At 72.3% G+C, this 18,808-nt stretch carries 22 protein-coding genes; 12 read left to right on the forward strand and 10 right to left on the reverse strand.

Annotated elements, in window-relative coordinates:
* Window positions 1-1,797, reverse strand: coding sequence for a long-chain fatty acid--CoA ligase (locus tag AB0J40_RS01180; protein ID WP_364445863.1), 1,797 nt, complete (start codon window positions 1,795-1,797; stop codon window positions 1-3).
* A 127-nt stretch (window positions 1,798-1,924) separates the two neighbouring features.
* On the opposite strand from AB0J40_RS01180, the gene AB0J40_RS01185 reads away from it, so the two are divergent.
* From AB0J40_RS01185 to AB0J40_RS01215, 7 genes are all read left to right on the forward strand, one after another.
* A complete protein-coding gene (locus AB0J40_RS01185; RefSeq protein ID WP_364445865.1) occupies window positions 1,925-2,335 on the forward strand; it encodes a polyketide cyclase / dehydrase and lipid transport in 411 nt (136 codons plus the stop codon).
* Between the two features lie 10 nt (window positions 2,336-2,345).
* On the forward strand, window positions 2,346-3,140 hold the full coding sequence (locus AB0J40_RS01190) for a metallophosphoesterase (protein ID WP_364445867.1): 795 nt from the start codon (window positions 2,346-2,348) through the stop codon (window positions 3,138-3,140).
* A 27-nt stretch (window positions 3,141-3,167) separates the two neighbouring features.
* Window positions 3,168-3,602 carry an SRPBCC family protein gene (locus AB0J40_RS01195; protein ID WP_086678751.1) on the forward strand — a complete coding sequence of 145 codons (435 nt, stop codon included), beginning with the start codon at window positions 3,168-3,170 and terminating at the stop codon, window positions 3,600-3,602.
* 4 nt (window positions 3,603-3,606) lie between these two features.
* Window positions 3,607-4,734, forward strand: coding sequence for an ArsA family ATPase (locus tag AB0J40_RS01200; protein ID WP_364445868.1), 1,128 nt, complete (start codon window positions 3,607-3,609; stop codon window positions 4,732-4,734).
* Window positions 4,731-5,198: a hypothetical protein gene (locus tag AB0J40_RS01205; protein WP_364445870.1), complete on the forward strand. Its 468-nt coding sequence runs from the start codon at window positions 4,731-4,733 to the stop codon at window positions 5,196-5,198. Before AB0J40_RS01200 ends, AB0J40_RS01205 begins: the two co-directional genes overlap by 4 nt.
* Before the next feature lie 15 nt (window positions 5,199-5,213).
* A complete protein-coding gene (locus tag AB0J40_RS01210; RefSeq protein WP_364447251.1) occupies window positions 5,214-6,152 on the forward strand; it encodes an ROK family protein in 939 nt (312 codons plus the stop codon).
* Between the two features lie 105 nt (window positions 6,153-6,257).
* Window positions 6,258-7,100, forward strand: a complete 843-nt coding sequence (locus AB0J40_RS01215) for an NUDIX domain-containing protein (RefSeq protein ID WP_364445872.1) — start codon at window positions 6,258-6,260, stop codon at window positions 7,098-7,100.
* On the opposite strand, the gene AB0J40_RS01220 is transcribed toward AB0J40_RS01215, so the two are convergent.
* The 3 genes from AB0J40_RS01220 to AB0J40_RS01230 are packed head-to-tail and all read right to left on the reverse strand — an operon-like array spanning window position 7,097 to window position 9,516.
* The gene (locus AB0J40_RS01220) at window positions 7,097-8,236 is read right to left on the reverse strand and encodes a glutamate--cysteine ligase (protein ID WP_364445874.1); all 1,140 of its coding nucleotides are present in this window, start codon (window positions 8,234-8,236) and stop codon (window positions 7,097-7,099) included. The two genes, AB0J40_RS01215 and AB0J40_RS01220, sit on opposite strands and share 4 nt — an antisense overlap.
* Window positions 8,237-8,248: 12 nt before the next feature.
* Window positions 8,249-8,752, reverse strand: a complete 504-nt coding sequence (locus tag AB0J40_RS01225; RefSeq protein ID WP_364445876.1) for a hypothetical protein — start codon at window positions 8,750-8,752, stop codon at window positions 8,249-8,251.
* Complete coding sequence (locus AB0J40_RS01230) at window positions 8,749-9,516, reverse strand: alpha/beta fold hydrolase (protein ID WP_364445878.1); 768 nt, start codon at window positions 9,514-9,516, stop codon at window positions 8,749-8,751. Before AB0J40_RS01230 ends, AB0J40_RS01225 begins: the two co-directional genes overlap by 4 nt.
* Before the next feature lie 210 nt (window positions 9,517-9,726).
* Here AB0J40_RS01230 and AB0J40_RS01235 point away from each other — a divergent pair, with 210 nt between their 5' ends.
* Both AB0J40_RS01235 and AB0J40_RS01240 read left to right on the forward strand, forming a co-directional pair.
* Complete coding sequence (locus AB0J40_RS01235) at window positions 9,727-10,488, forward strand: lysophospholipid acyltransferase family protein (RefSeq protein ID WP_364445880.1); 762 nt, start codon at window positions 9,727-9,729, stop codon at window positions 10,486-10,488.
* Window positions 10,489-10,505: 17 nt separating this feature from the next.
* Window positions 10,506-10,994: a polyadenylate-specific 3'-exoribonuclease AS gene (locus AB0J40_RS01240; RefSeq protein ID WP_364445882.1), complete on the forward strand. Its 489-nt coding sequence runs from the start codon at window positions 10,506-10,508 to the stop codon at window positions 10,992-10,994.
* A 4-nt stretch (window positions 10,995-10,998) separates the two neighbouring features.
* Here AB0J40_RS01240 and AB0J40_RS01245 read toward each other — a convergent pair whose 3' ends face one another.
* Entirely contained in the window at window positions 10,999-11,454 is a 456-nt protein-coding gene (locus AB0J40_RS01245) for an Lrp/AsnC family transcriptional regulator (protein WP_364445883.1), read from the reverse strand.
* A 109-nt stretch (window positions 11,455-11,563) separates the two neighbouring features.
* Between AB0J40_RS01245 and AB0J40_RS01250 the strand changes: the two genes are divergently transcribed.
* On the forward strand, window positions 11,564-12,403 hold the full coding sequence (locus tag AB0J40_RS01250; RefSeq protein ID WP_364445885.1) for a DMT family transporter: 840 nt from the start codon (window positions 11,564-11,566) through the stop codon (window positions 12,401-12,403).
* Window positions 12,400-12,813 carry a DUF2000 domain-containing protein gene (locus AB0J40_RS01255; protein WP_364445887.1) on the forward strand — a complete coding sequence of 138 codons (414 nt, stop codon included), beginning with the start codon at window positions 12,400-12,402 and terminating at the stop codon, window positions 12,811-12,813. The genes AB0J40_RS01250 and AB0J40_RS01255 overlap by 4 nt, the downstream gene beginning before the upstream one ends.
* A gap of 65 nt (window positions 12,814-12,878) precedes the next feature.
* On the opposite strand, the gene AB0J40_RS01260 is transcribed toward AB0J40_RS01255, so the two are convergent.
* Window positions 12,879-13,961, reverse strand: a complete 1,083-nt coding sequence (locus tag AB0J40_RS01260; protein WP_364445889.1) for a 3-deoxy-7-phosphoheptulonate synthase — start codon at window positions 13,959-13,961, stop codon at window positions 12,879-12,881.
* Window positions 13,962-14,243: 282 nt separating this feature from the next.
* Here AB0J40_RS01260 and AB0J40_RS01265 point away from each other — a divergent pair, with 282 nt between their 5' ends.
* Window positions 14,244-15,269: a 6-phosphofructokinase gene (locus AB0J40_RS01265; RefSeq protein ID WP_364445891.1), complete on the forward strand. Its 1,026-nt coding sequence runs from the start codon at window positions 14,244-14,246 to the stop codon at window positions 15,267-15,269.
* Between the two features lie 52 nt (window positions 15,270-15,321).
* Here AB0J40_RS01265 and AB0J40_RS01270 read toward each other — a convergent pair whose 3' ends face one another.
* The 4 genes from AB0J40_RS01270 to AB0J40_RS01285 all read right to left on the reverse strand — a co-directional run bounded on the left by AB0J40_RS01270 (window position 15,322) and on the right by AB0J40_RS01285 (window position 18,764).
* The gene (locus tag AB0J40_RS01270; RefSeq protein WP_364447255.1) at window positions 15,322-16,173 is read right to left on the reverse strand and encodes a CU044_5270 family protein; all 852 of its coding nucleotides are present in this window, start codon (window positions 16,171-16,173) and stop codon (window positions 15,322-15,324) included.
* Window position 16,174: 1 nt separating this feature from the next.
* On the reverse strand, window positions 16,175-16,753 hold the full coding sequence (locus AB0J40_RS01275; protein WP_364445893.1) for an RNA polymerase sigma factor: 579 nt from the start codon (window positions 16,751-16,753) through the stop codon (window positions 16,175-16,177).
* Between the two features lie 65 nt (window positions 16,754-16,818).
* The gene (locus AB0J40_RS01280; protein WP_364445895.1) at window positions 16,819-18,255 is read right to left on the reverse strand and encodes an aromatic amino acid ammonia-lyase; all 1,437 of its coding nucleotides are present in this window, start codon (window positions 18,253-18,255) and stop codon (window positions 16,819-16,821) included.
* Window positions 18,256-18,290: 35 nt separating this feature from the next.
* Window positions 18,291-18,764, reverse strand: a complete 474-nt coding sequence (locus tag AB0J40_RS01285) for a group II truncated hemoglobin (RefSeq protein WP_364445897.1) — start codon at window positions 18,762-18,764, stop codon at window positions 18,291-18,293.
* Window positions 18,765-18,808: the final 44 nt, after the last annotated feature.

Genomic DNA, 18,808 nt, shown 5'->3' on the forward strand with positions numbered 1-18,808 from the left:
TTACTTCTTGTAGAGGCCTTCGATGTCGTTCGCGTAGTTCTTCGAGACCACGTTCCGCTTCAGCTTCAGGCTGGGCGTGATCTCCCCGCCGGCCTCGGTGAAGTCGTTGGCCAGCACCGTGAACTTCTTGATCGCCTCGGCCTTCGACACCGACTTGTTCGCCTCGTCGACCGCGGCCTGGATCTCCGCGAGGAGGTCCGGGTCCTCGGCGAGGTCCGCCACCGTCGCGGAAGACGGCTTGCCGTGCTGGGACTTCCACGACGGGAAGTACTCCTCGTCCACCGTCACCAGCGCCGCGATGAACGGGCGCTGGTCGCCCACCACCATCGCCTGGCTGACCAGCGGGGCCGCCTTGATCGTGTCCTCGAGGCCGGACGGGGCGACGTTCTTGCCGCCCGCCGTCACGATGATCTCCTTCTTGCGGCCGGTGATCTTGAGGAACCCGTCGGAGTCCAGCTCGCCCAGGTCACCCGTGTGGAACCAGCCGTCCGTCAACGCCTCGGCGGTCGCCTGCGGGTTGTTGTAGTACGCCCGGAACACGACGTCGCCCTTGAGGAGCACCTCGCCGTCGTCGGCGATGCGGACCGACGTGCCGTTGACCGGCTTGCCCACCGTGCCCACGCGGAACGCCGTCTGGGTGTTGACGTTCGCCGCCGCGGACGTCTCGGTCAGGCCGTAGCCCTCGAACACCGGGACGCCGATGCCGCGGAAGAAGTGCGCCAGCCGGGCGCCCAGGGGAGCGCCACCGGACACCGCCGCGACGCAGCGGCCGCCGAGGGCCGCGCGCAGCTTGCCGTAGACCAGCTTGTCGAACGCCAGGTGCTTGAGCTTGAGGCCCAGCCCGGCGCCGCCGGTGTCCTGCGCCTGGCTGTACTCGACCGCCACCGCCTCGGCGGCGTCGAAGATCTTGCCCTTGCCCTCGCTGTGGGCCTTCTGCTTCGCCGAGTTGTAGACCTTCTCGAACACGCGCGGCACGGCGACGACGAACGTCGGCCGGAACGTGCCGAGGTCGGCGACCAGGTTCTTGACGTCCGGGGTGTGCCCGAGGGTGACGCGGGCGGTGAGCGCGGTCACGGCGATCGCGCGGGCCAGCACGTGCGCCAGCGGCAGGAAGCACAGCAGCGAGTTGCCCTGCTCCATCAGCTGCGGGAACGCCTCGATGTCGGCGCGGATCTCGGCCAGCAGGTTGCGGTGGGTCAGCTCGACGCCCTTGGGACGGCCGGTCGTGCCCGAGGTGTAGACGATGGTGGCCAGCTCGTCGGCGCCGACCTCGCGGCGGCGCTCGTGCAGCTCGTCGTCGGACAGCGTCGCGCCGAGCGCGGCCAACTCCTCGACGGCGGGGGAGTCGCCCTCGATCTGCCAGGTGTTGTCCAGCTCGGTGAGCCGGTCCCGGATCTCGTCGACGGCCGCGCGATGGGCGTTCGTCTCGACGAACACGCCCTTCGCGGCCGAGTCGGAGAGGATCCAGTACACCTGCTCGGGGGAGGACGTGTCGTAGATCGGCACGGTCACCGCGCCCGCCGCCCAGATCGCGAAGTCGATCAGCGTCCACTCGTAGCGGGTCTTCGACATGATCGCGACCCGGTCGCCGCGGCCGATGCCCGCCTTCGCCATGCCCTTGGCCACGGCCAGCACCTGGCCGGCGAACTCCTTGGCGGTGACGTCCAGCCAGGTCCCGTCGACCTGGCGGCGGAAGCTCACCACGTCCGAGAACCGCTCGGCGTTCGCCCAGACGACATCGGACATGTTCTCGTCGTCGGCCACCGGCTTCCCGGCGGGAGCGCTGTATTCGCGCACGTGGACCTCCGTGTTCAACGCGTGCGGTGGGCGACACCGCTGTTACCCGCCAGTCAACTTAGCGTGGTGAGCACCTTAAGACCATGCTGATCGCCACCGCACGGCGAGGGCGTGACATTCTTCGCACGTGAACGCACCGCCCGCCATCGACGTCGTCGACGAGACGTTCCTCGCGGTCCCGCCGGCCACCGTGGCCGCCGTTTTCGCCGATCCCCGGTCGTGGACGCGCTACTGGCCCGACCTGGTCCTGGAGGTCTACACCGACCGGGGCGACAAGGGCCTGCGCTGGACCGTGCGCGGCGCGCTCGTCGGTACGATGGAGGTCTGGCTCGAGCCGGTGCTCGACGGCACCCTGCTGCACTACTTCCTGCGGGCGACGCCCGCTGACGCGGCCGGGACGCCTCGTGAACTGGCGCCGCGCGACCTGCGCCGGGAGTTCGACCGGCGGGCCCGCGCGGCGAAGGCGATCGCGCTCGGGCTCAAGGAGATCCTGGAGGACGGGCGCGAGCCCGGCGTTCCTCCGCGAACGGACGGCTAGGGGGCCAGGGGTGCGGGTACACGTCGTCTCGGACGTGCACGGCAACGCGGACGCGCTGAAGCGGGCCGGTGACGGGGCCGACGCGCTGGTCGTGCTCGGCGACCTGGTCGACTTCGTCGACTACCGCGACCACGAGAAGGGCATCATGGGCGCCCTGTTCGGCGCGGAGAAGGTGGCCGGGTTCGCCCGCCTGCGCCGCGAGGGCACCCGTGACGAAACCGTTGCCTACTCGCGGGCGCTCTGGGCGAGCCTCGACGACCCGGCCGGCGCCGTCGACGAGGCCATCCGCACCCAGTACGCGGCGCTCTTCGCGGCGATGACCGCGCCCACCTACGCCACCCCCGGCAACGTCGACACCCCGGCGCTGTGGCCCGAGTTCGCCGGCGAGGGCATCCGGGTCCTCGACGGCGAGGTGGCCGAGATCGGCGGCCTGCGGTTCGGGTTCGTCGGCGGCGCGCTGCTGCCCGACGGCGTCGTCCCGCGTCCCCGCAAGGGCGCCGCCTGGCGCCCCTACCTGCGGGTTCGCGAGGACTACGACGCGAGCGTCGCCCAGCTGACCGAGGTCGACGTCCTCTGCACGCACGGCCCGCCCGCCCTGCCGGAGCTGACCTACGACGTCGTCGCGCGCCGCAGCGAGATCGGCTCGACCGCGCTGCTCGACCTGATCCGCGCCCAGCGGCCGCGCTGGTCGGTGTTCGGCCACGTCCACCAGCCCCTGGCGCCGCGCGCCCGGGTCGGCCTGACCGAGTGCCGTAACGTGGGTCACTTCAAGGAGACCGGGCAGCCGTACGTGCTGCGCTGGTGACCGGCCGCGGCGGCTACGCTTCGTCCCATGGCCGAGCAGTCCACACAGTCCATCGAGGTCGACGCCGAGCCCAGCCGGGTGATGGCCGTGATCGCCGACTTCCCCGCGTACCCGGAATGGGCCAAGGCCGTCCGGCAGACCGAGGTCCTCGACACCGACGGTGACGGGCGCGCCAAGCAGGTCAAGCTCACGCTCGACGCGGGCCCGATCAAGGACGTCTACACCCTCGAGTACGACTGGGACGGTGACGGTCTCGGCGTCAGCTGGCACCTGGTCAAGGGCCAGATGCAGAAGGCGCAGAACGGCCGGTACGCGCTGGAGGACCTCGGCGGCCGGACGCGCGTGACGTACACGCTGTCGGTCGAGCTGGCGCTGCCGATGATCGGTCTGCTGCGCCGCAAGGCCGAGAAGATGGTCATGGACACCGCGCTCAAGGAGCTGAAGAAGCGGGCCGAGGGGTAGCCGCGTGCGGATCCTGCTGTTCACCGGCAAGGGGGGTGTCGGGAAGACCACGCTGGCCGCGGCCACCGGCGCCGCCCTCGCCGCCCGCGGCAGGAAGACCCTCGTCGTGTCCACCGACCCGGCGCACTCGCTCGGCGACGCGTTCGGCCACACCCTCGGCGCCGAACCGTCCGAAGTGGACGCCCTGCTGTCGGCGGTGCAGATCGACTCGCGCACCCTGGTGGACACCAGCTGGCACCGGCTGCGCGCCGAGCTGCAGTCGGCCCTGTCCGGCGCCGGACTCGACACAGTGGACGCCGAGGAGCTCACCGTGCTGCCCGGCGTCGACGAGCTGCTCGCCCTCACCGAGGTCCGCCGGCTGGCCGAGGAAGGGCCGTGGGAGGCCATCGTCGTCGACTGCGGGCCGACGGCCGAGACGCTGCGGCTGCTCTCCCTGCCCGAAGCCGTCTCGGGCTACCTGACCCGCGTCTTCGGCCGCCGCGTCACCGACTCCGTGCGCCGGCTCGGCGCCCACCTCGACGGCCTGCGCGCGCTGCTCACCGAGCCGTCGGTCACCACCGTCCGGCTCGTCCTGACGCCCGAGCGGGTGGTCGTCGCCGAGGCGCGGCGGACGCTCAGCTCCCTGGCGCTGCGCGGCATCGCCGTCGACGGGCTGATCGCCAACCGGCTCATGCCCGCGCCCGGGTTCTGGCGCGGCGGGGCCGCGTCGTGGCTGCGCACGCGCCGGACGCAGCAGGACGCCGTGCTGGCCGAGCTCACCCGAGCCGGGTTCGAGGCGGTCTCACGCGTCGAGCACCGGGCCGTGGAGCCGGTCGGGCTGCCCGCGTTGCTCGAGATCGCCGCCGAGCTGTACCGCGGCGGCGACCCCCTGGCCGGCGACGGGACCCCCGTCACCCCGCTGCTGCGCGTGCGGCCGGCGCCGGACGGGTACCTGCTGCGCATCGCGATCCCGCTCCGGCGGGACGCCGAGGTCGACCTCGCCCGCGTCGACGACGACCTGGCGATCACCGTGGACGGCTTCCGCAGGCTCATCGCCCTGCCGGAGTCGCTGCGGCCGTGCCGGATCACCGGCGCGGAATCCGACGCCGACGGCCTGGTCGTGCACCTGGCCGGGAACCGGGGACGCGGGTGAGCGAAGAGGACGAGACGGCCGGACCGCGGCTCGCGGAGGAGATCCGCCTGCTGGCCGAGATGGTCGTGGAGAAGGCCGCGCCGTGGCTGGAAGGCGTCGTCGCCGCCGGCCACGGCACCTTCTTTTCGGGGGTTCCGGGTGGCGGAGCCCCCGGCCCGGGGCGAAGCACCGGTAACGATCGCCCTGACCAGGCGAAACCGGACGGCTCGGCGTGCGGCTGGTGCCCGCTGTGTGCGATCGTCGCGGTGGTGCGCGGTGAGCGTCCCGAATTCGCGGCCCGCTTGCTGGAACAGCTGGCGCAGCTCGTGGCGTTGCTCCGGGCGGTGCTCGCGGACCGCTGGGAACCGGACGAGGGCGTGCACATGCCCGGGTTCCGGCCCGCGCCGCGGCCCCCGGCGGACGCCTCGGCCTCGGTGCGGGTGCAGCACATCACCGTCCGCAGGCGCGACGAGTGGGAGAGCTGAGTGCGGACGATAGGGGTGGACGTCGGCGGGACGAGCGTCCGGGCCGGCGTGGTGGACGAGCGCGGCTCCCTGCTGGACACGGCGCGCGTCGCGACGCCGAGCGAGGAAGGCGCCCTCGAGGACGCCATCGCGGGGGTGGTCGAGGACCTGCGCAACCGGCACGACGTGGCCGGGGTGGGCCTGGCCGTGGCCGGGTTCGTGGCGCGCGACCGCCGGTCGGTGATGTTCGCGCCGCACCTGGCCTGGCGCGGCGCGCCGGTCGCGGACCGGATCGAGAAGCGCGTCGGCCTGCCGGTGCTGCTGGAGCACGACGTCAACGCGGCGATGGTGGGCGAGCACCGCTTCGGTGCGGCCCGCGGCGCGCACGTGGCGGCGCTGGTGGCGCTGGGCACGGGCATCGGCGCGGGGTTGCTGCTGGACGGCAAGCTGTTCCGCGGCGCGTACGGCGTGGCGCCGGAGCTGGGGCACCTGACGGTGGTCCGCGGCGGCCGGCCGTGCCCGTGCGGCAAGTACGGCTGCTGGGAGCGCTACTGCAGCGGAACGGCCCTGGCGGCGACGGCGGTGGAGCTGCTGGCGAGGCATCCCGGCCGCTCGACGGTGCTGGCCCCGCAGGTGGCGGGCGACCCGGGCTCGGTGACGGGCCGCCGGGTGGCGGGCGCGGCCCGCGACGGCGACCCGATCGCCCAGCTGGCGATGGCGGAGCTGGCCAAGTGGCTGGGCGAGGGCCTGGCGCTGGTGGCGGACGTGTTCGACCCGGAGATCATCGTGATCGGCGGGGGAGTGTCGGAGTCGGCACCGTTGTTCCTGGACGAGGCGCGAGAGCACTACGCGGGTGCGATCACGGGGGCGCGGCACCGGCCGCTGGCCCGGATCCGGACGGCCCACCTGGGCGACGACACGGCGATCGTGGGCGCGGCCGCGCTGGCGTTGGAAGCGGCCAAGACCCCGGTCTGACCTCGTCCGGTCTGTCCGCTGCCGTGCCTTTCCCGCGAGTCGGACTCGCGAGCCCCGGCTTCCGCGGAGAGGTGATCCCCGGCCGACCTGTGACAGGCTGGACCGGTGAGTGCCCCCTCCGCGAGCGTCTTCGTCAAGTGTTCCTGCGGGCACCTGCACTGGGGCCGCTACGGCGCTGCCGGACTGCTGCTCGTCGATCCCGCTCGCGGTGTCCTCCTGCAGCGGCGGGCCTGGTGGGTGCACCACGGGCGCACCTGGGCGCTGCCCGGCGGGGCCATCGAAGCCGGCGAGACCGCAAAAGGCGCCGCCGCCCGCGAAGCCTTCGAAGAAGCCTCCGTCCCCGCCGAGGCCTTCCGCGCGGTCTCGGCCTCCGTGGTGGACCATGGGGACTGGAGCTACACCACCGTGCTCGCCCTCGCCCACGGCGCCGAGGCGCGGGTCGCCAACACCGAAAGTGCGGAGGTGCGCTGGGTGGACCCCGACGACGTGCCCGGCTACCGGCTGCACCGCGACTTCGCCGCCGCCTGGCCCGGCCTGCGCGACCGCGTCGGGCAGGAGCTCGTCCTCGTCGTCGACGCCGCCAACGTCGTCGGGTCGCGGCCGGACGGCTGGTGGCGCGACCGCCACGGCGCCGCCGAGCGCCTGCGCGACCAGCTCGCGAAACTGGCCGAAGCCGGCGTGCCCGACCCGGCCGACCCCGCCATCAGCTGGTGGCCCCGGATCATCCTGGTCGTCGAAGGCAAGGCCAAGCACGTCACGGGCACGGACGGCGTCGAGGTCGTCGCCGCGGACACCGACGGCGACTCGAAGATCGTCGAGGTCGTCGCGCGGCAAAAGGGGAAGATCCTCGTCGCGACGGCCGACCGGGAGCTGAAGGGGCGCGTCGAAGCCCTCGGCGCGTCGATCCTCGGCCCCGGCACGCTGCGCAGGCAGCTCGACGAGCTTTAGTCCTTCGCGATCCCGTCGCGCATTTCGGCGACCAGCGACGCCATCACGGCCTTGAGGCTGCCCTTGTGCGCCTGGGCCACCGCCCGCTGCCGCCGGTAGCTCGGCCCGTACTTCAAGATCGTCTCGACGTCCCGCAATTCCGCCACGCAGTCCAGGCGCCGCGCCACCGGCTCCAGCCGGTCCAGCAGGTCGGCGACGTCATCGGTGACCAGCCGCTCGCGCCCCGCCGCGTCCAGGATGATGATCGCGTCGGTGCCGTAGCGGGCCGCGCGCCACTTGTTCTCCTGGACGTGCCACGGCGGCAGCGCCGGCAGGACCTCGCCGTCGTCGAGGCGCTCGCTGAAGTCGTCGACCAGGCACTGCGTCAGCGCCGCGATCGCGCCGACCTCCTCCAGCGTCGGCAGCCCGTCGCAGACGCGCATCTCGATCGTGCCCAGGTGCGGGGCCGGCCGGATGTCCCAGCGGATCTCCGAGAAGTGGTCGATCACGCCGGTGGTGAACATGTCCTCGACGTAGCTCTCCAGCTCCGCCCACTTCCGGAACTGGAACGGCAGCCCGGCCGTCGGCAGCTGCTGGAACATCAGCGCCCGGTTCGACGCGTACCCCGTGTCCTCCGCGCCCCAGTACGGCGACGACGCCGAAAGCGCCTGCAGGTGCGGCGCGTAGTTCAGCAGCGCGTCGAGGATCGGCAGCACCTTGTCGCGGTGGTCGATCCCGACGTGGACGTGCACGCCGTAGATCAGCATCTGCCGGCCCCACCACTGGGTCCGGTCGATCAGCTTCGCGTACCGCTCCTTGTCGGTGACCTTCTGCTGGTACCAGTTCGAGAACGGGTGCGTCCCGGCCGAGAACATCTCGACGCCGAGCGGGTCCGCGACGCCGTGCAGCACGTCGAGCGATCCGGCCAGGTCGGCCTTGACCTCGGCGATCGTGTCGCAGACGCCGGTGATCACCTCGATGGTGTTGAGCAGCAGCTCCTGCTTGATCTTCGGGTGCCCGTCCCGGCCGTCGGGCCGGACGGCCTCGAGGATCCGCTCGGCGACCGAGGACAGCTCACCGCTGCGCCGGTCGACCAGGCCGAGCTCCCATTCCGCGCCGACGGTCGATCGCCGCGAAGGGCTGAACTCGATGTGCATCGCTTCGGCGGATCAGACCTGGGCGCCGTTGCTGGGGTCGGCACCGGGCGGCGGGCCCTGCCGGACGCGCAGCAGCAGCAACGCGATCGACGTCGCGAGCGCGAGGATGCCCAGCGGCGTCGCCACCGTCGGGCCCACGCCGATCGCGCCGGGCAGGATCAGCAGGAACAGCCCGGCCAGGAACAGCAGCAGGATGAGGAACGCGCCCATCTTCGGCCGGGGCAGCGGCGGCGGCTCCGGCGGGACGTAGTGCTCGTCGTCGTCGGCCGGGTCGTCGGAGAACATCGTCGCGTCCCACGACGTGCCCCCGGACCGCCAGCCGGGCTCCGGCGGGGGGTCCGCGGCGGGCGGCTCCACGGGCCGGTCGGGCGTCTTGCGGGTTTCGGTCTCCGCGGTGACCGAGGTGCCGGCCGGGTCGTCCTCTTCGGGGAGCCCGAACCCGTCGGCCCGCAGGTCGGCGACGATCTCGGCGAACGTCGCGTCGACGTCCTCCGGCCCGTCCTTCCCCCGGCTCATGCGGTCTCCTCAGGCTGTGCGGCGTGCGCCTTCGCGAACTCGACGCTACGCGTGAAGATGACCTCGGCGTCGTTGTCCTGCGTCGCGACGTGGTAGCTGTTCTCCAGCACCACCTCGGTGACGTCGGTGCTCGACACCCCGCGCAGCACCAGCTGCGAGTTCACCGGCTCGACGACGTGGTCGACCGACGAGTGCAGCAGCAGCACCGGCTGCGTCACCTTGGCCAGGTCCGCGCGCACGACCGCCCACAGCTTCGCCAGGCTCGCCGCGGCCCGCACCGGCGTGCGCGGGTAGGCCAGCTCCGTCTCGCCCGGCTTCTTGATGTCGTTCGCGATCGCCGGCACCGACGGCACGATCCGGCCCAGCACCGGCAGCAGCCGCGTGTCCCACTTCAGCCGCGTTACCGACGGGTTGACCAGGACGATCCCGGCGATCCGGTCGCCGAACTCCTCGGCCAGGCGCAGGGTCAGCGTGCCGCCCATCGAGAGGCCGCCGACGAAGACGTTCTTGCACGTCGCGAGCAGCGCGAGCAGGGCCTCCCGGACGGCGCCGTACCAGTCTTCCCACGTCGTGCGGTTGAGGTCCGGCCAGCGGGTGCCGTGGCCGGGCAGCAGCGGGCAGCGCACCGTGAACCCGGCCCCGGCCAGGTGGTCACCCCAGGCCCGCATGCTCGCCGGGGTGCCGGTGAACCCGTGGCAGAGCAGGAACCCGGTCTCGGCCGAACCGGTGTGGCCGAACGGTTCCGCGCCGGCGAGCACGCCCATGCGATCGCCTTCCGTGTGAGCGGTGGATTCGTCCATGCTCTCACGGCTCGCGGGCGTTGTGGGCCTCCGCCCGGGCCCGGAATTCCCTGTGAGATCGATCGCTGCTCCGGTGGTAACCGGGTGGTCTCCGTTGTGCGGCGGGCACCGGGCTTCGTAGGCTGGTCGGCGCGGGTGGCAGGGGTCGGGCTGTGATGGAGGACTGAGGTACCGGTGCTGTACTGGCTCATGAAGTGGGTATTCATCGGACCGCTGCTCAAGACGCTGTGGCCGACCAAGGTCGTCGGGGCGGAGAACATCCCCGAGACGGGCGGCGCGATCCTGGCCGGCAACCACCTGGCGGTCGCGGACTCGTTCTTCATGCCGCTGCGGGTCAAGCGCAAGGTGACCTTCCCGGCCAAGTCCGAGTACTTCACCGAGCCCGGCTTCAAGGGCACGCTCAAGAAGTGGTTCTTCACCGGCGTCGGCCAGTTCCCGATCGACCGGTCCGGCGGCAACGCGGCGCAGGCCGCGCTCGACACCGCGATCCGGCTGGTCAAGGCCGGGCACCTGCTCGGCATCTACCCCGAGGGCACGCGCTCCCCGGACGGCCGCCTGTACAAGGGCAAGACCGGCGTCGCCCGGATCGCCCTGGAGTCCGGCGGCGTCGTGGTCCCGGTGGCGATGATCGGCACGGACAAGGTCAACCCGATCGGCTCGAAGATGTGGTGGCCGCGCCGCCTCGAGGTCCGCTTCGGCAAGCCGCTGGACTTCTCGCGGTACGAGGGCCTCGCGGGCGACCGCTTCATCGAGCGGTCGATCACCGACGAGATCATGTACGCGCTGATGGAGCTGTCCGGACAGGAGTACGTGGACATCTACGCGGCGAAGGCGAAGGAGCTGCTGGCCGCCGAAGCCGCCGGGGTGAAGCCTTCGGTGCCGGCCCAGCCCGCGGCCCGCGACGCGGCCCGGGTGCCCGAATCCAAGGTCGGCTGACCCACTACTGTTCACCAGTGCGTTTTTTCTACGACACCGAGTTCATCGAAGACGGCGTGACGATCGACCTGGTGTCCATCGGTGTCGTCGACGAGCGGGGCCGCGAGTTCTACGCGGTGTCGACGGAGTTCGACCCGTCCAAGGCCGGGCAGTGGGTCCGCGACAACGTCCTGGACAAGCTGCCGTCGCCGGCCGACCGGGCGTGGCGCAGCCGCGAGAAGATCCGCACCGACCTGCTGGAGTTCTTCGGCAAGCCGCCGGGCGGCATCGAGCTGTGGGCCTGGTTCGCCGCGTACGACCACGTGGCGCTGGCCCAGCTGTGGGGTCCGATGCCGGCGCTGCCCCGCCAGCTGCCGCGGTTCACCCGCGATCTGCGGCAGCGGTGGGAGGACGCGGGGAAGCCGAAGCTGCCCTCGGCCCCCACCGACCAGCACGACGCCTTGGCGGACGCGAAGCACAACCTGGCCCGCTGGGAAGTCATCGACGAGTACTTCCACCGCCGCTGAGGCGTCAGTCCACCGGCGTGACGACCGTGCGGCGGACGTGACTGAAGATCACCGACGTCCGGACGTCGACGATCTCCTTGCGCTGGGTCAGCCGGTCGAGGACGAACCCGCTCAGGTGGTCGTTGTCGGCGACCGCGATGTGCAGCAGGAAGTCGTCGCTGCCGGACATCACGAACACCGACAGCACCTCGGGCAGCCCGGCCACGAACGCGCGGAACGATTCGATCACCGCGCGGTCGGGCGGGCGCAGCCGCACCGCGACCATCGCCTGCACCGGCCGGCCGATCTTCTTGAGGTCGACCTCGACGTGGTGCCCGCGCACGATCCCGCGCCGCGTCAGCTCCCGGACCCGTTCGAGGCACGTCGACTGCGCGATGTGCAGCTTGCGCGCCAGCTCCTTGTTCGTCTGCTTGGAGTCTTCCTGCAGCAGGGTCAGCAGCGCCGAATCCAGTTCGTCCATCGGGCCCGTGCTCTCCCCGCGGTGGTGCGGAATTCGGTGTTTTCGGTAAGACGCCGAATCTAACACGCTGTTCGTCGGGTGCGGTCCGTTCGTTGCTTAGCCTCGCGCCATGATCACGGAAACACGGCGCCTCTCGGTGGCCGCCGTCCTGGCCGCCGCGCTGATCTGGAGCAGCTCGTTCGCGGTCACCAAGGTGGCACTGGCGGAGGTCCCGCCGATGACCCTCGGGGCGCTGCGGTTCGTCCTCGCGGCGGCCGTCCTCGGCGTCCTGGCGCGCCGCTTGCCCCGGCCGTCCCTTCGGCAACGCCTGTCCATGGGGTTCGCCGGCCTGCTCGGGATCACGGCGTACTTCGCGCTGGAGAACGCGGGCGTCGACCTGGCGACGGCGTCCGACGCGACGCTGATCGTGGCCGCCTACCCGATCATCACGCTGGTCCTGTCCGGCCGCGCGGCGTTTTCCCCGGTCCGGCTGACCGGCATGCTGGTGGCGGTTTGCGGGGTGTGGCTGGTGGTGCGGGAGCAGCCAGGCGGCCACCACCTGTGGGGCGACGTCCTGCTGGTCGCGGGCGGCTTCGCGTGGGCGGCCTACAACGTGGTCGCGCGACGCGAGGAAGCGTCGCCGATCGTGGTGACGTACTACCAGACGCTGGCGGGCGCGGGCGGCTTCGTCCTGCTGTCGCTGACGGAGACTTCCCGGTGGAGCGTCCCGTCCGGCGGAACGGTACTGCGGATCGGGTTCCTGGCGGGGTTCTGTTCGGTGGCGGCGTTCCTGCTGTACAACCACGGGCTGCGCGGGCTGGAGCCGGGCGTCGCGGTCAACCTGCTCAACGTGGTCCCGGTGGCGGGGCTCGGGTGGGCGGTGCTGCTGGCGGGGGAGAGCTTGTCCTGGTGGCAGGTGGCTGGTGGAGCTGTCGTGCTCGCCGGCGTTTTCCTCGGGAGCCGGAAGTGACGGCCCGGCGCAAGTGCGCCGTGGTGGTCGGCGCGGAGCTGCCCGTGGGCCTGGCGGCCAATGCCGCGGGCGTCCTGTCGGTGACCCTCGGGCACCGGGTCGACGGCCTGGTCGGCGCCGACGTCGAGGACGCCGACGGAGTGACGCATCCCGGGATCATCCACGTGCCGCTGCCGATCCTGACGGCACCGCGCGACGCGGTCGCCGCCATCGTCCGGGCCGCCGCCGAAGACGACGAGATCTTCTTCGTCGCCTTCAGCGCGCTGGCCCAGAGCTGCCGCACGTACGAGGAGTACACGGCCAAGGTGGCGGCCACCGCCACCGCGGACCTGGACAGCGTGGGCGTCGCCCTGTACGGCCCGCGCAAACGCGTCGACCGGCTGGTCGGGTCGCTGCCGCTGCTGCGCTGACCGCCCGAAACTGTCGGGGGTCCCCGGTAACGTGAAAACCGGGGGACCCCCAGGCCGGGGACCTCTCAGCGGCGCGCCCGCACCGCCTCCGCCAGCTCGTCCAGCAGCGGAGCCGTGTCGTCCCACGCCAAGCACGCGTCGGTGATCGACTGGCCGTACGTCAGCTTCTCCGGGTGCCCCAGTGAAAGGTCCTGCCGGCCCGCCGCCAGGAAGCTCTCCATCATCAGCCCCGCGATCCCGCGCTCACCCGCGCCGATCCGCGCGGCCAGCTCGCGGACCACCGCCGCCTGCCGGACGTGGTCCTTGCCGCTGTTGCCGTGCGAAGCGTCGACGATCACCCGCTCCGGCAGACCCGACTTCGCCAGCCGCCCCAACGTGTCCGCCACCGTTGCGGCGTCGTAGTTCGGGCCGCCGTTGTGGCCGCGCAGGATCACGTGGCAGTCCGGGTTGCCCGACGTCGTCAGCAGCGCCGCCAGCCCGTCGGTGTTGATGCCCGGGAACACGTGGCTCGCCGCCGCCGCGCGGGTCGCGTCGACCGCCACCTGCACGTCGCCCTCCGTCGAGTTCTTGATGCCCACCGGCATCGAAAGCGCGCTGCACAGCTGGCGGTGCACCTGGCTCGCCGCGGTCCGCGCGCCGATCGACCCCCACGTCACGATGTCGGCGATGAACTGCGGCGTGATCGGGTCGAGGAACTCGCACCCGACCGGCAGGCCCAGCTCGGAGACGTCGAGCAGCAGCTTGCGCGCCAGCCGCAGGCCCTTGTTGACCGCGAACGTGCCGTCGAGGTCCGGGTCGTTGATCAGGCCCTTCCAGCCCAGCGTGGTGCGCGGCTTCTCGAAGTACACGCGCATCACGATGTGCAGCTCGTCGCGCAGCTCGTCGGCCTTCGCGGCCAGCCGGCGGGCGTAGTCGAGCGCGGCTTCCGGGTCGTGCACCGAGCACGGGCCGACGACCACGAGCAGCCGGTCGTCGCGGCCGTCGAGGATGTCGACCGTTTCGGCGCGGCCCTGCCGCACGACTTTGGCGACGGCGGGGCCGACGGGATGGTCTTCGCGCAGCAGCGCGGGCGAAATGAGCGGACTGATCGACGTCGTGCGGGCGGCGTCGAGGTCGCCGATGGTGGCGGGTCCGGCGGAGAGCGTCATCGCGGGGGTGGTCCTTCCTGGTGGACACCGACCCGCGGAAGATTCGCCGAGCCGGTTTGGAGATCCGGCTCGGGGTGGAAGTCAGCGCAGGTTCACGCCGCCGTGCCCACCCGGGGCCGGCTTCGTAAACCAGAAATAGCGCTGCACGCCGTCAAGGTAGCACACGCCGGAGCCGGACCGATTCGGCAGGTGGTCCGGGCTGCACCGATCAAGACGTTTGCCGCTACGCTGGCGCTTGACGAAATGTGACTGTCATCTCCAGAGAACAAACGGAGGCTTCTCATGCGTGTCGGTGTGCTGACCGGCGGCGGCGACTGCCCGGGGCTCAACGCGGTGATCCGCGGCGTGGTGCGTAAGGGCATCGAGGTGCACGGCTGGGACTTCGTGGGCTTCCGCAACGGCTGGAACGGCCCGCTGACCGGGGACAGCCGTCCGCTCGGCCTCAACGACGTCGAAGACATCCTGACCCGCGGCGGCACCATCCTGCGGTCCTCGCGCACCAACCCCTACAAGGTCGACGGCGGTGTCGACAAGATCAAGCAGGTCCTGGCCGACCAGGGCGTCGACGCCCTGATCGCGATCGGCGGCGAGGACACCCTCGGCGTCGCGAAGCGGCTGACCGACGACGGCGTCGGCGTCGTGGGCGTGCCCAAGACGATCGACAACGACCTCGGCGCCACCGACTACACCTTCGGCTTCGACACGGCGGTCTCCATCGCGACCGAGGCGATCGACCGGCTGCACACCACGGCCGAGTCGCACCACCGCGCCCTCGTCGTCGAGGTCATGGGCCGGCACGCCGGCTGGATCGCGCTGCACTCCGGCCTGGCCGGCGGCGCGAGCGTCATCCTGGTGCCGGAGAAGCACTTCAACGTCGACCAGGTCGTCTCCTACGTCGAGAGCCGCTTCGAGAAGGAGTACGCGCCGATCATCGTCGTCGCCGAGGGCGCGCTGCCCGAGGGCGGCGAGGAGAAGCTGCTGACCGGCGAGAAGGACGCCTTCGGGCACGTCCGCCTCGGCGGCATCGGCACCTGGCTGGCCGACGAGATCGCCCACCGCACCGGCAAGGAGTCCCGCGCGGTGGTCCTGGGCCACGTCCAGCGCGGCGGCACCCCGACGGCGTACGACCGCGTCCTCGCGACCCGCTTCGGCCTGCACGCGGTCGACGCGGTGGCCGACGGCGACTTCGGCGTGATGGTGGCGCTGAAGGGCACGGACATCGTCCGCGTGAAGCTGTCCGAGGCGACGGCCGAGCTGAAGACGGTCCCGGCCGAGCGCTACCAGGAAGCCGAAGTCTTCTTCGGCTGAGTTCGCTGCCGCGAAGGGCCGCTCCGGAGTTCCGGGGCGGCCCTTCGCGCGTTCAGGGCCGCTGCCGCACTTCGTCGACGATCCCCTGGCCGACCACCACGCCGGTCGTCCCGTCGCCGAGGTAGGCGAAGGTGACCGGGTCGAACAGGAACTCGTCCTGGTTGCCGATCCCGTGCTCGGTCGTGCTGTCCCAGGTGATGCCCAGGACGGCCCGGCCGGTGGCGTCCTTCGCGTCGGTGCGGGCGACCAGGCCCGGCACCTTCGCCACGGCTTCGTAGAGCGCGGCCCGCGCCGCCGGCCGCAGGTAGCCGCCGGCCAGGTCGACGACCTCGCGGCCGAGGTCGTGCCGGGTGTCGCCTTCGCCGTAGGTGCTGCGGTGCAGGTAGGCGAGCATGGCGTCGGCGTCCGTGGGCAGGTCCGGGTGGGCGGCCGGACGCGGTTCGCACCGGCTGGTCACCGTGCGCCCGTGGTCCTTCCGCACGCGCTTCCCGTCGCGGCAGCCCGCGATCTCCGTTTCGTGGCCGAAGAGGATCTCGAACCCGTCGCGGGTTCCGTCCGCCGACGCCCAGAACTCGTTCTCCCGGCCGTCCGCGAGCCGCGTCCTGGTGTAGAGGAACTGGTCCGGCCGGGGCTCGGCGTCCGGCAGGGCGCGGGCCGCCGCGGCGGCCCGGTACAGGATTTCCTGGGGACCGGCAGCCGCCGGTGGGGCCGGCGGCGCTGTCGGGGCGAGCGCTATGACGGCGGTGGCGGCCGCGGCGAGCCCGGCGGCCGTGACCGAGCCCCACACCCAGCGCCGAGCCGGCCGGCGCGCGGTCGTGGCGGCGAGCAGCTCGGCTCGCTGCCGGGCGAGGTCGTCGTGCGCCGGGAGGTTCGCCGGTCCGGCGAAGTCGCGCAGCAGCTGCATCTCATCCACGGTTCGAGACCTCCTCGGCGGGCGCGAGTTCCGCGCGGACCTTCTTGCGGGCCCGGTTCAGGCGCGACCGGACGGTGCCGACGGGGATGCCCAGCGCCGCCGCGACCTCGTCGTAGGCCAGTCCCTCCCAGGCGATCAGCAGCAGGACGTCGCGATCGCCCCTGGCGAGCCCGGCCAGCGCGGCGGCGAGCCGGTCGTTCATCGCCTGCGCGCTCACCCGCGCGGCCACCCGGTCCGCGTGCCCCTCCTGCGCGTCGGGCGGGCCGAGCGCGGCGCGCAGCCGGTACTCGCGTGCCTCCTCGCGACGGCGCTTCCCGACCAGGTTGGTGGCGATGCCGTACAGCCACGGCCGCGCGTCCGGGAAGGCCGGGTCGTACCGGCCGCGGCCGGTGAAGGCGGCCAGGAACGTCTCGCCCATGACGTCGTCGGCGAGCTGGCCGCCGAGCCGCCGGGCCAGGTACCGGTGGATGTGCGCGGCGTGGCGGTCGAAGACCGCCGCGAACCGCTCGGGGTGCCGCAGCGACGCCGCGATGATCGCCGCGTCGTCGACGGCCGCGCCTGGTGAACTCATGAACCGCCTGCCTGTCGTCCGCCACCTGCTGCCCTTATTGGCGGTTCGGGCGGTTCGAGTTCACGCTAGATCCGGGCGAGGGTGTCCAGGACGCCGACCGCGGCGGCGATGTCGTCGGTCAGGGGCCGGTCGTCGACGCTCGCGTCCAGCACTTCGGACGCCCTCTCGAAGGCGTCGCGCACCGGCAGGTCCACCAGGTCCGCGTCCCGCATCCGCAGCGCCCGGACCGCCGCCACCAGCTCGCACGCCAGGACCTGCTGGTAGGCCGCGCACGCCGCCGTCGCCGCGCGGGCCGCCTGCGTCGAGAAGCTCGCGTGGTCCTCGATGCCGCGCGACACGACGGCCGTGCCGAGCGTCGCCGGGAGCGCCGCCTGCCGCAGCTCCGTCAGCGCGTCGTGGGCGACGTATTCGAGGATCATCACGCCCGAGCTGCCCGCCGGGCCCGCCGCGAGGAACGGCCGCAGCCCGGTGAACTCCGGCTCGACGAGGTCGCCCAGCCGGGCCACCGACAGCTCCGCCACCTGGTGCACGGTCGCGCGGGCCTGGTCCAGCGCCGTCGACACGTAGGCCGTGTGGAAGTGCGCGTGGTGGTAGGCGTCGCCGTGGACCGTCGAGATCATCGGGTTCTCGGTGCTGGCGTTGATTTCGACGGCCAAGACGTCCCGCAGGTAGTGGATCGCGTCCAGCGCCGGGCCCTGCACCTGCGGGAACGCCCGCAGCCCGAACGGGTCCTGGATCCGGCGCCCCGGTTTCGGCGTCTGGTGCATGCCCAGCAGCCGCCGCATTTCCGCGGCGCACGCGACCTGACCGGCGTGGGGACGCGCTTCGTGCACCGGCGTCGCATAGGCCTCGGGATTGCCGTCGAGCGCGACGTACGTCAGCGCCGCGACGGCGTGGCTCGCGCGCGTGAGCGTGTCCAGCCGCATCGCCGCGAGGGTCGCTTCGGCGAGCGTCGCGGCGTTGCTGCTCATGAACGCCAGCGCGTCGCCCGCGTGCACCGGCACCGGCGGGACGTGCCCGCCGACCCAGGCGCGTTCGCCGGTGAGCGCCAGCGCGGTCTCGGCCAGCGGCGCGAGGTCGCCGGTGCCGATCGCGCCGAGCCGGTGCACCAGCGGCAGCGCGCCGGTGCGCACGGCTTCGGCCAGCGCGCCGATCAGCTCGGGGCTGATGCCCGAGCGCCCGGCGAGGAGCTGGTTGAGGCGGATCAGCATCATCGCGCGCACCTGGCCGGGCGGCATCTCCTCGCCGCTGCCGCCCGCGTGGCTGCGCAGCAGGCGCAGGCCGTGCTCCCGCGAGCTTTCGACGGTGTCGTCCTTGTTGGCGCCGACGCCGGTCGTGCGGCCGTAGACCACCCGCCGCGTGCTGAGGTCCTCGGCGAGCTTCCACGCGTGCTCGGCGGCGCGCATGGCGGCGATCGAGACGTCGATACCCAGCGGCCCGTCGGTGCGCGCCGCGGTCACGACGTCGGCGCACCTGAGGGTCCGGCCGTCCACCCGGATCAAGGGCAGCCTCCTTTCCGGCTGCCCTCACTATGCGGCTAGGACGCGGGTGGCTGCCAGGGCGGCATCGGCCAGTCCCAGTGCGGCACGGGTTCGTCCGGGTTCGGTTCGGCACCGGGCGCCGAGAAGACGACGGCCAGCCGGCTGCCCCATTCGAGGTAGCCGGCGAACGCGGCGCGGAACTCGGGATCGGCGGGCAGGCCGGCCTCGTCGGCGGCGTCGAGCAGCAGGTTCACCCACCGGCGGCGCTGCTCTTCGGTGATGCCGCGGCCGAGGTGGCGCCCGACCATGTGGGCGTGGCCGCCGTGGCTCGCGGAGTACTCGGCCGGGCCGCCGAAGACCTCGCCGAGCCACACCGCGACGTGCTTGGGGTGGTCCGGGTCCATGCCGCGGAAGACGGGTTCGAGCAGCGGGTCTTCCAGGACGTGGCCGTAGAAGATCGTCAGCAGCTCGACGAGGGCCTCGTGGCCGCCGGCCCAGTCGTACAGGGTGGGGGTTTCTGGCACGATCACCCGCTCAGGCAACCAGTGGTTTTCCGGGCGGGCAACCACGTACT

This window comes from Amycolatopsis sp. NPDC049691, from assembly GCF_040675005.1.
In the GTDB taxonomy this organism is placed as follows: domain Bacteria; phylum Actinomycetota; class Actinomycetes; order Mycobacteriales; family Pseudonocardiaceae; genus Amycolatopsis.

Bases quoted from the DNA above. Each gene is read 5' to 3' on its own strand.
- AB0J40_RS01195 (WP_086678751.1), top strand. From the start codon at position 3,168: ATGGCCGAGCAGTCCACACAGTCCATCGAGGTCGACGCCGAGCCCAGC.
- AB0J40_RS01220 (WP_364445874.1), bottom strand. From the start codon at position 8,236: ATGCACATCGAGTTCAGCCCTTCGCGGCGATCGACCGTCGGCGCGGAA.
- AB0J40_RS01250 (WP_364445885.1), top strand. From the start codon at position 11,564: ATGATCACGGAAACACGGCGCCTCTCGGTGGCCGCCGTCCTGGCCGCC.
- AB0J40_RS01230 (WP_364445878.1), bottom strand. From the start codon at position 9,516: ATGGGCGTGCTCGCCGGCGCGGAACCGTTCGGCCACACCGGTTCGGCC.
- AB0J40_RS01245 (WP_364445883.1), bottom strand. From the start codon at position 11,454: ATGGACGAACTGGATTCGGCGCTGCTGACCCTGCTGCAGGAAGACTCC.
- AB0J40_RS01260 (WP_364445889.1), bottom strand. From the start codon at position 13,961: ATGACGCTCTCCGCCGGACCCGCCACCATCGGCGACCTCGACGCCGCC.
- AB0J40_RS01275 (WP_364445893.1), bottom strand. From the start codon at position 16,753: ATGAGTTCACCAGGCGCGGCCGTCGACGACGCGGCGATCATCGCGGCG.
- AB0J40_RS01270 (WP_364447255.1), bottom strand. From the start codon at position 16,173: ATGCAGCTGCTGCGCGACTTCGCCGGACCGGCGAACCTCCCGGCGCAC.
- AB0J40_RS01225 (WP_364445876.1), bottom strand. From the start codon at position 8,752: ATGAGCCGGGGGAAGGACGGGCCGGAGGACGTCGACGCGACGTTCGCC.
- AB0J40_RS01265 (WP_364445891.1), top strand. From the start codon at position 14,244: ATGCGTGTCGGTGTGCTGACCGGCGGCGGCGACTGCCCGGGGCTCAAC.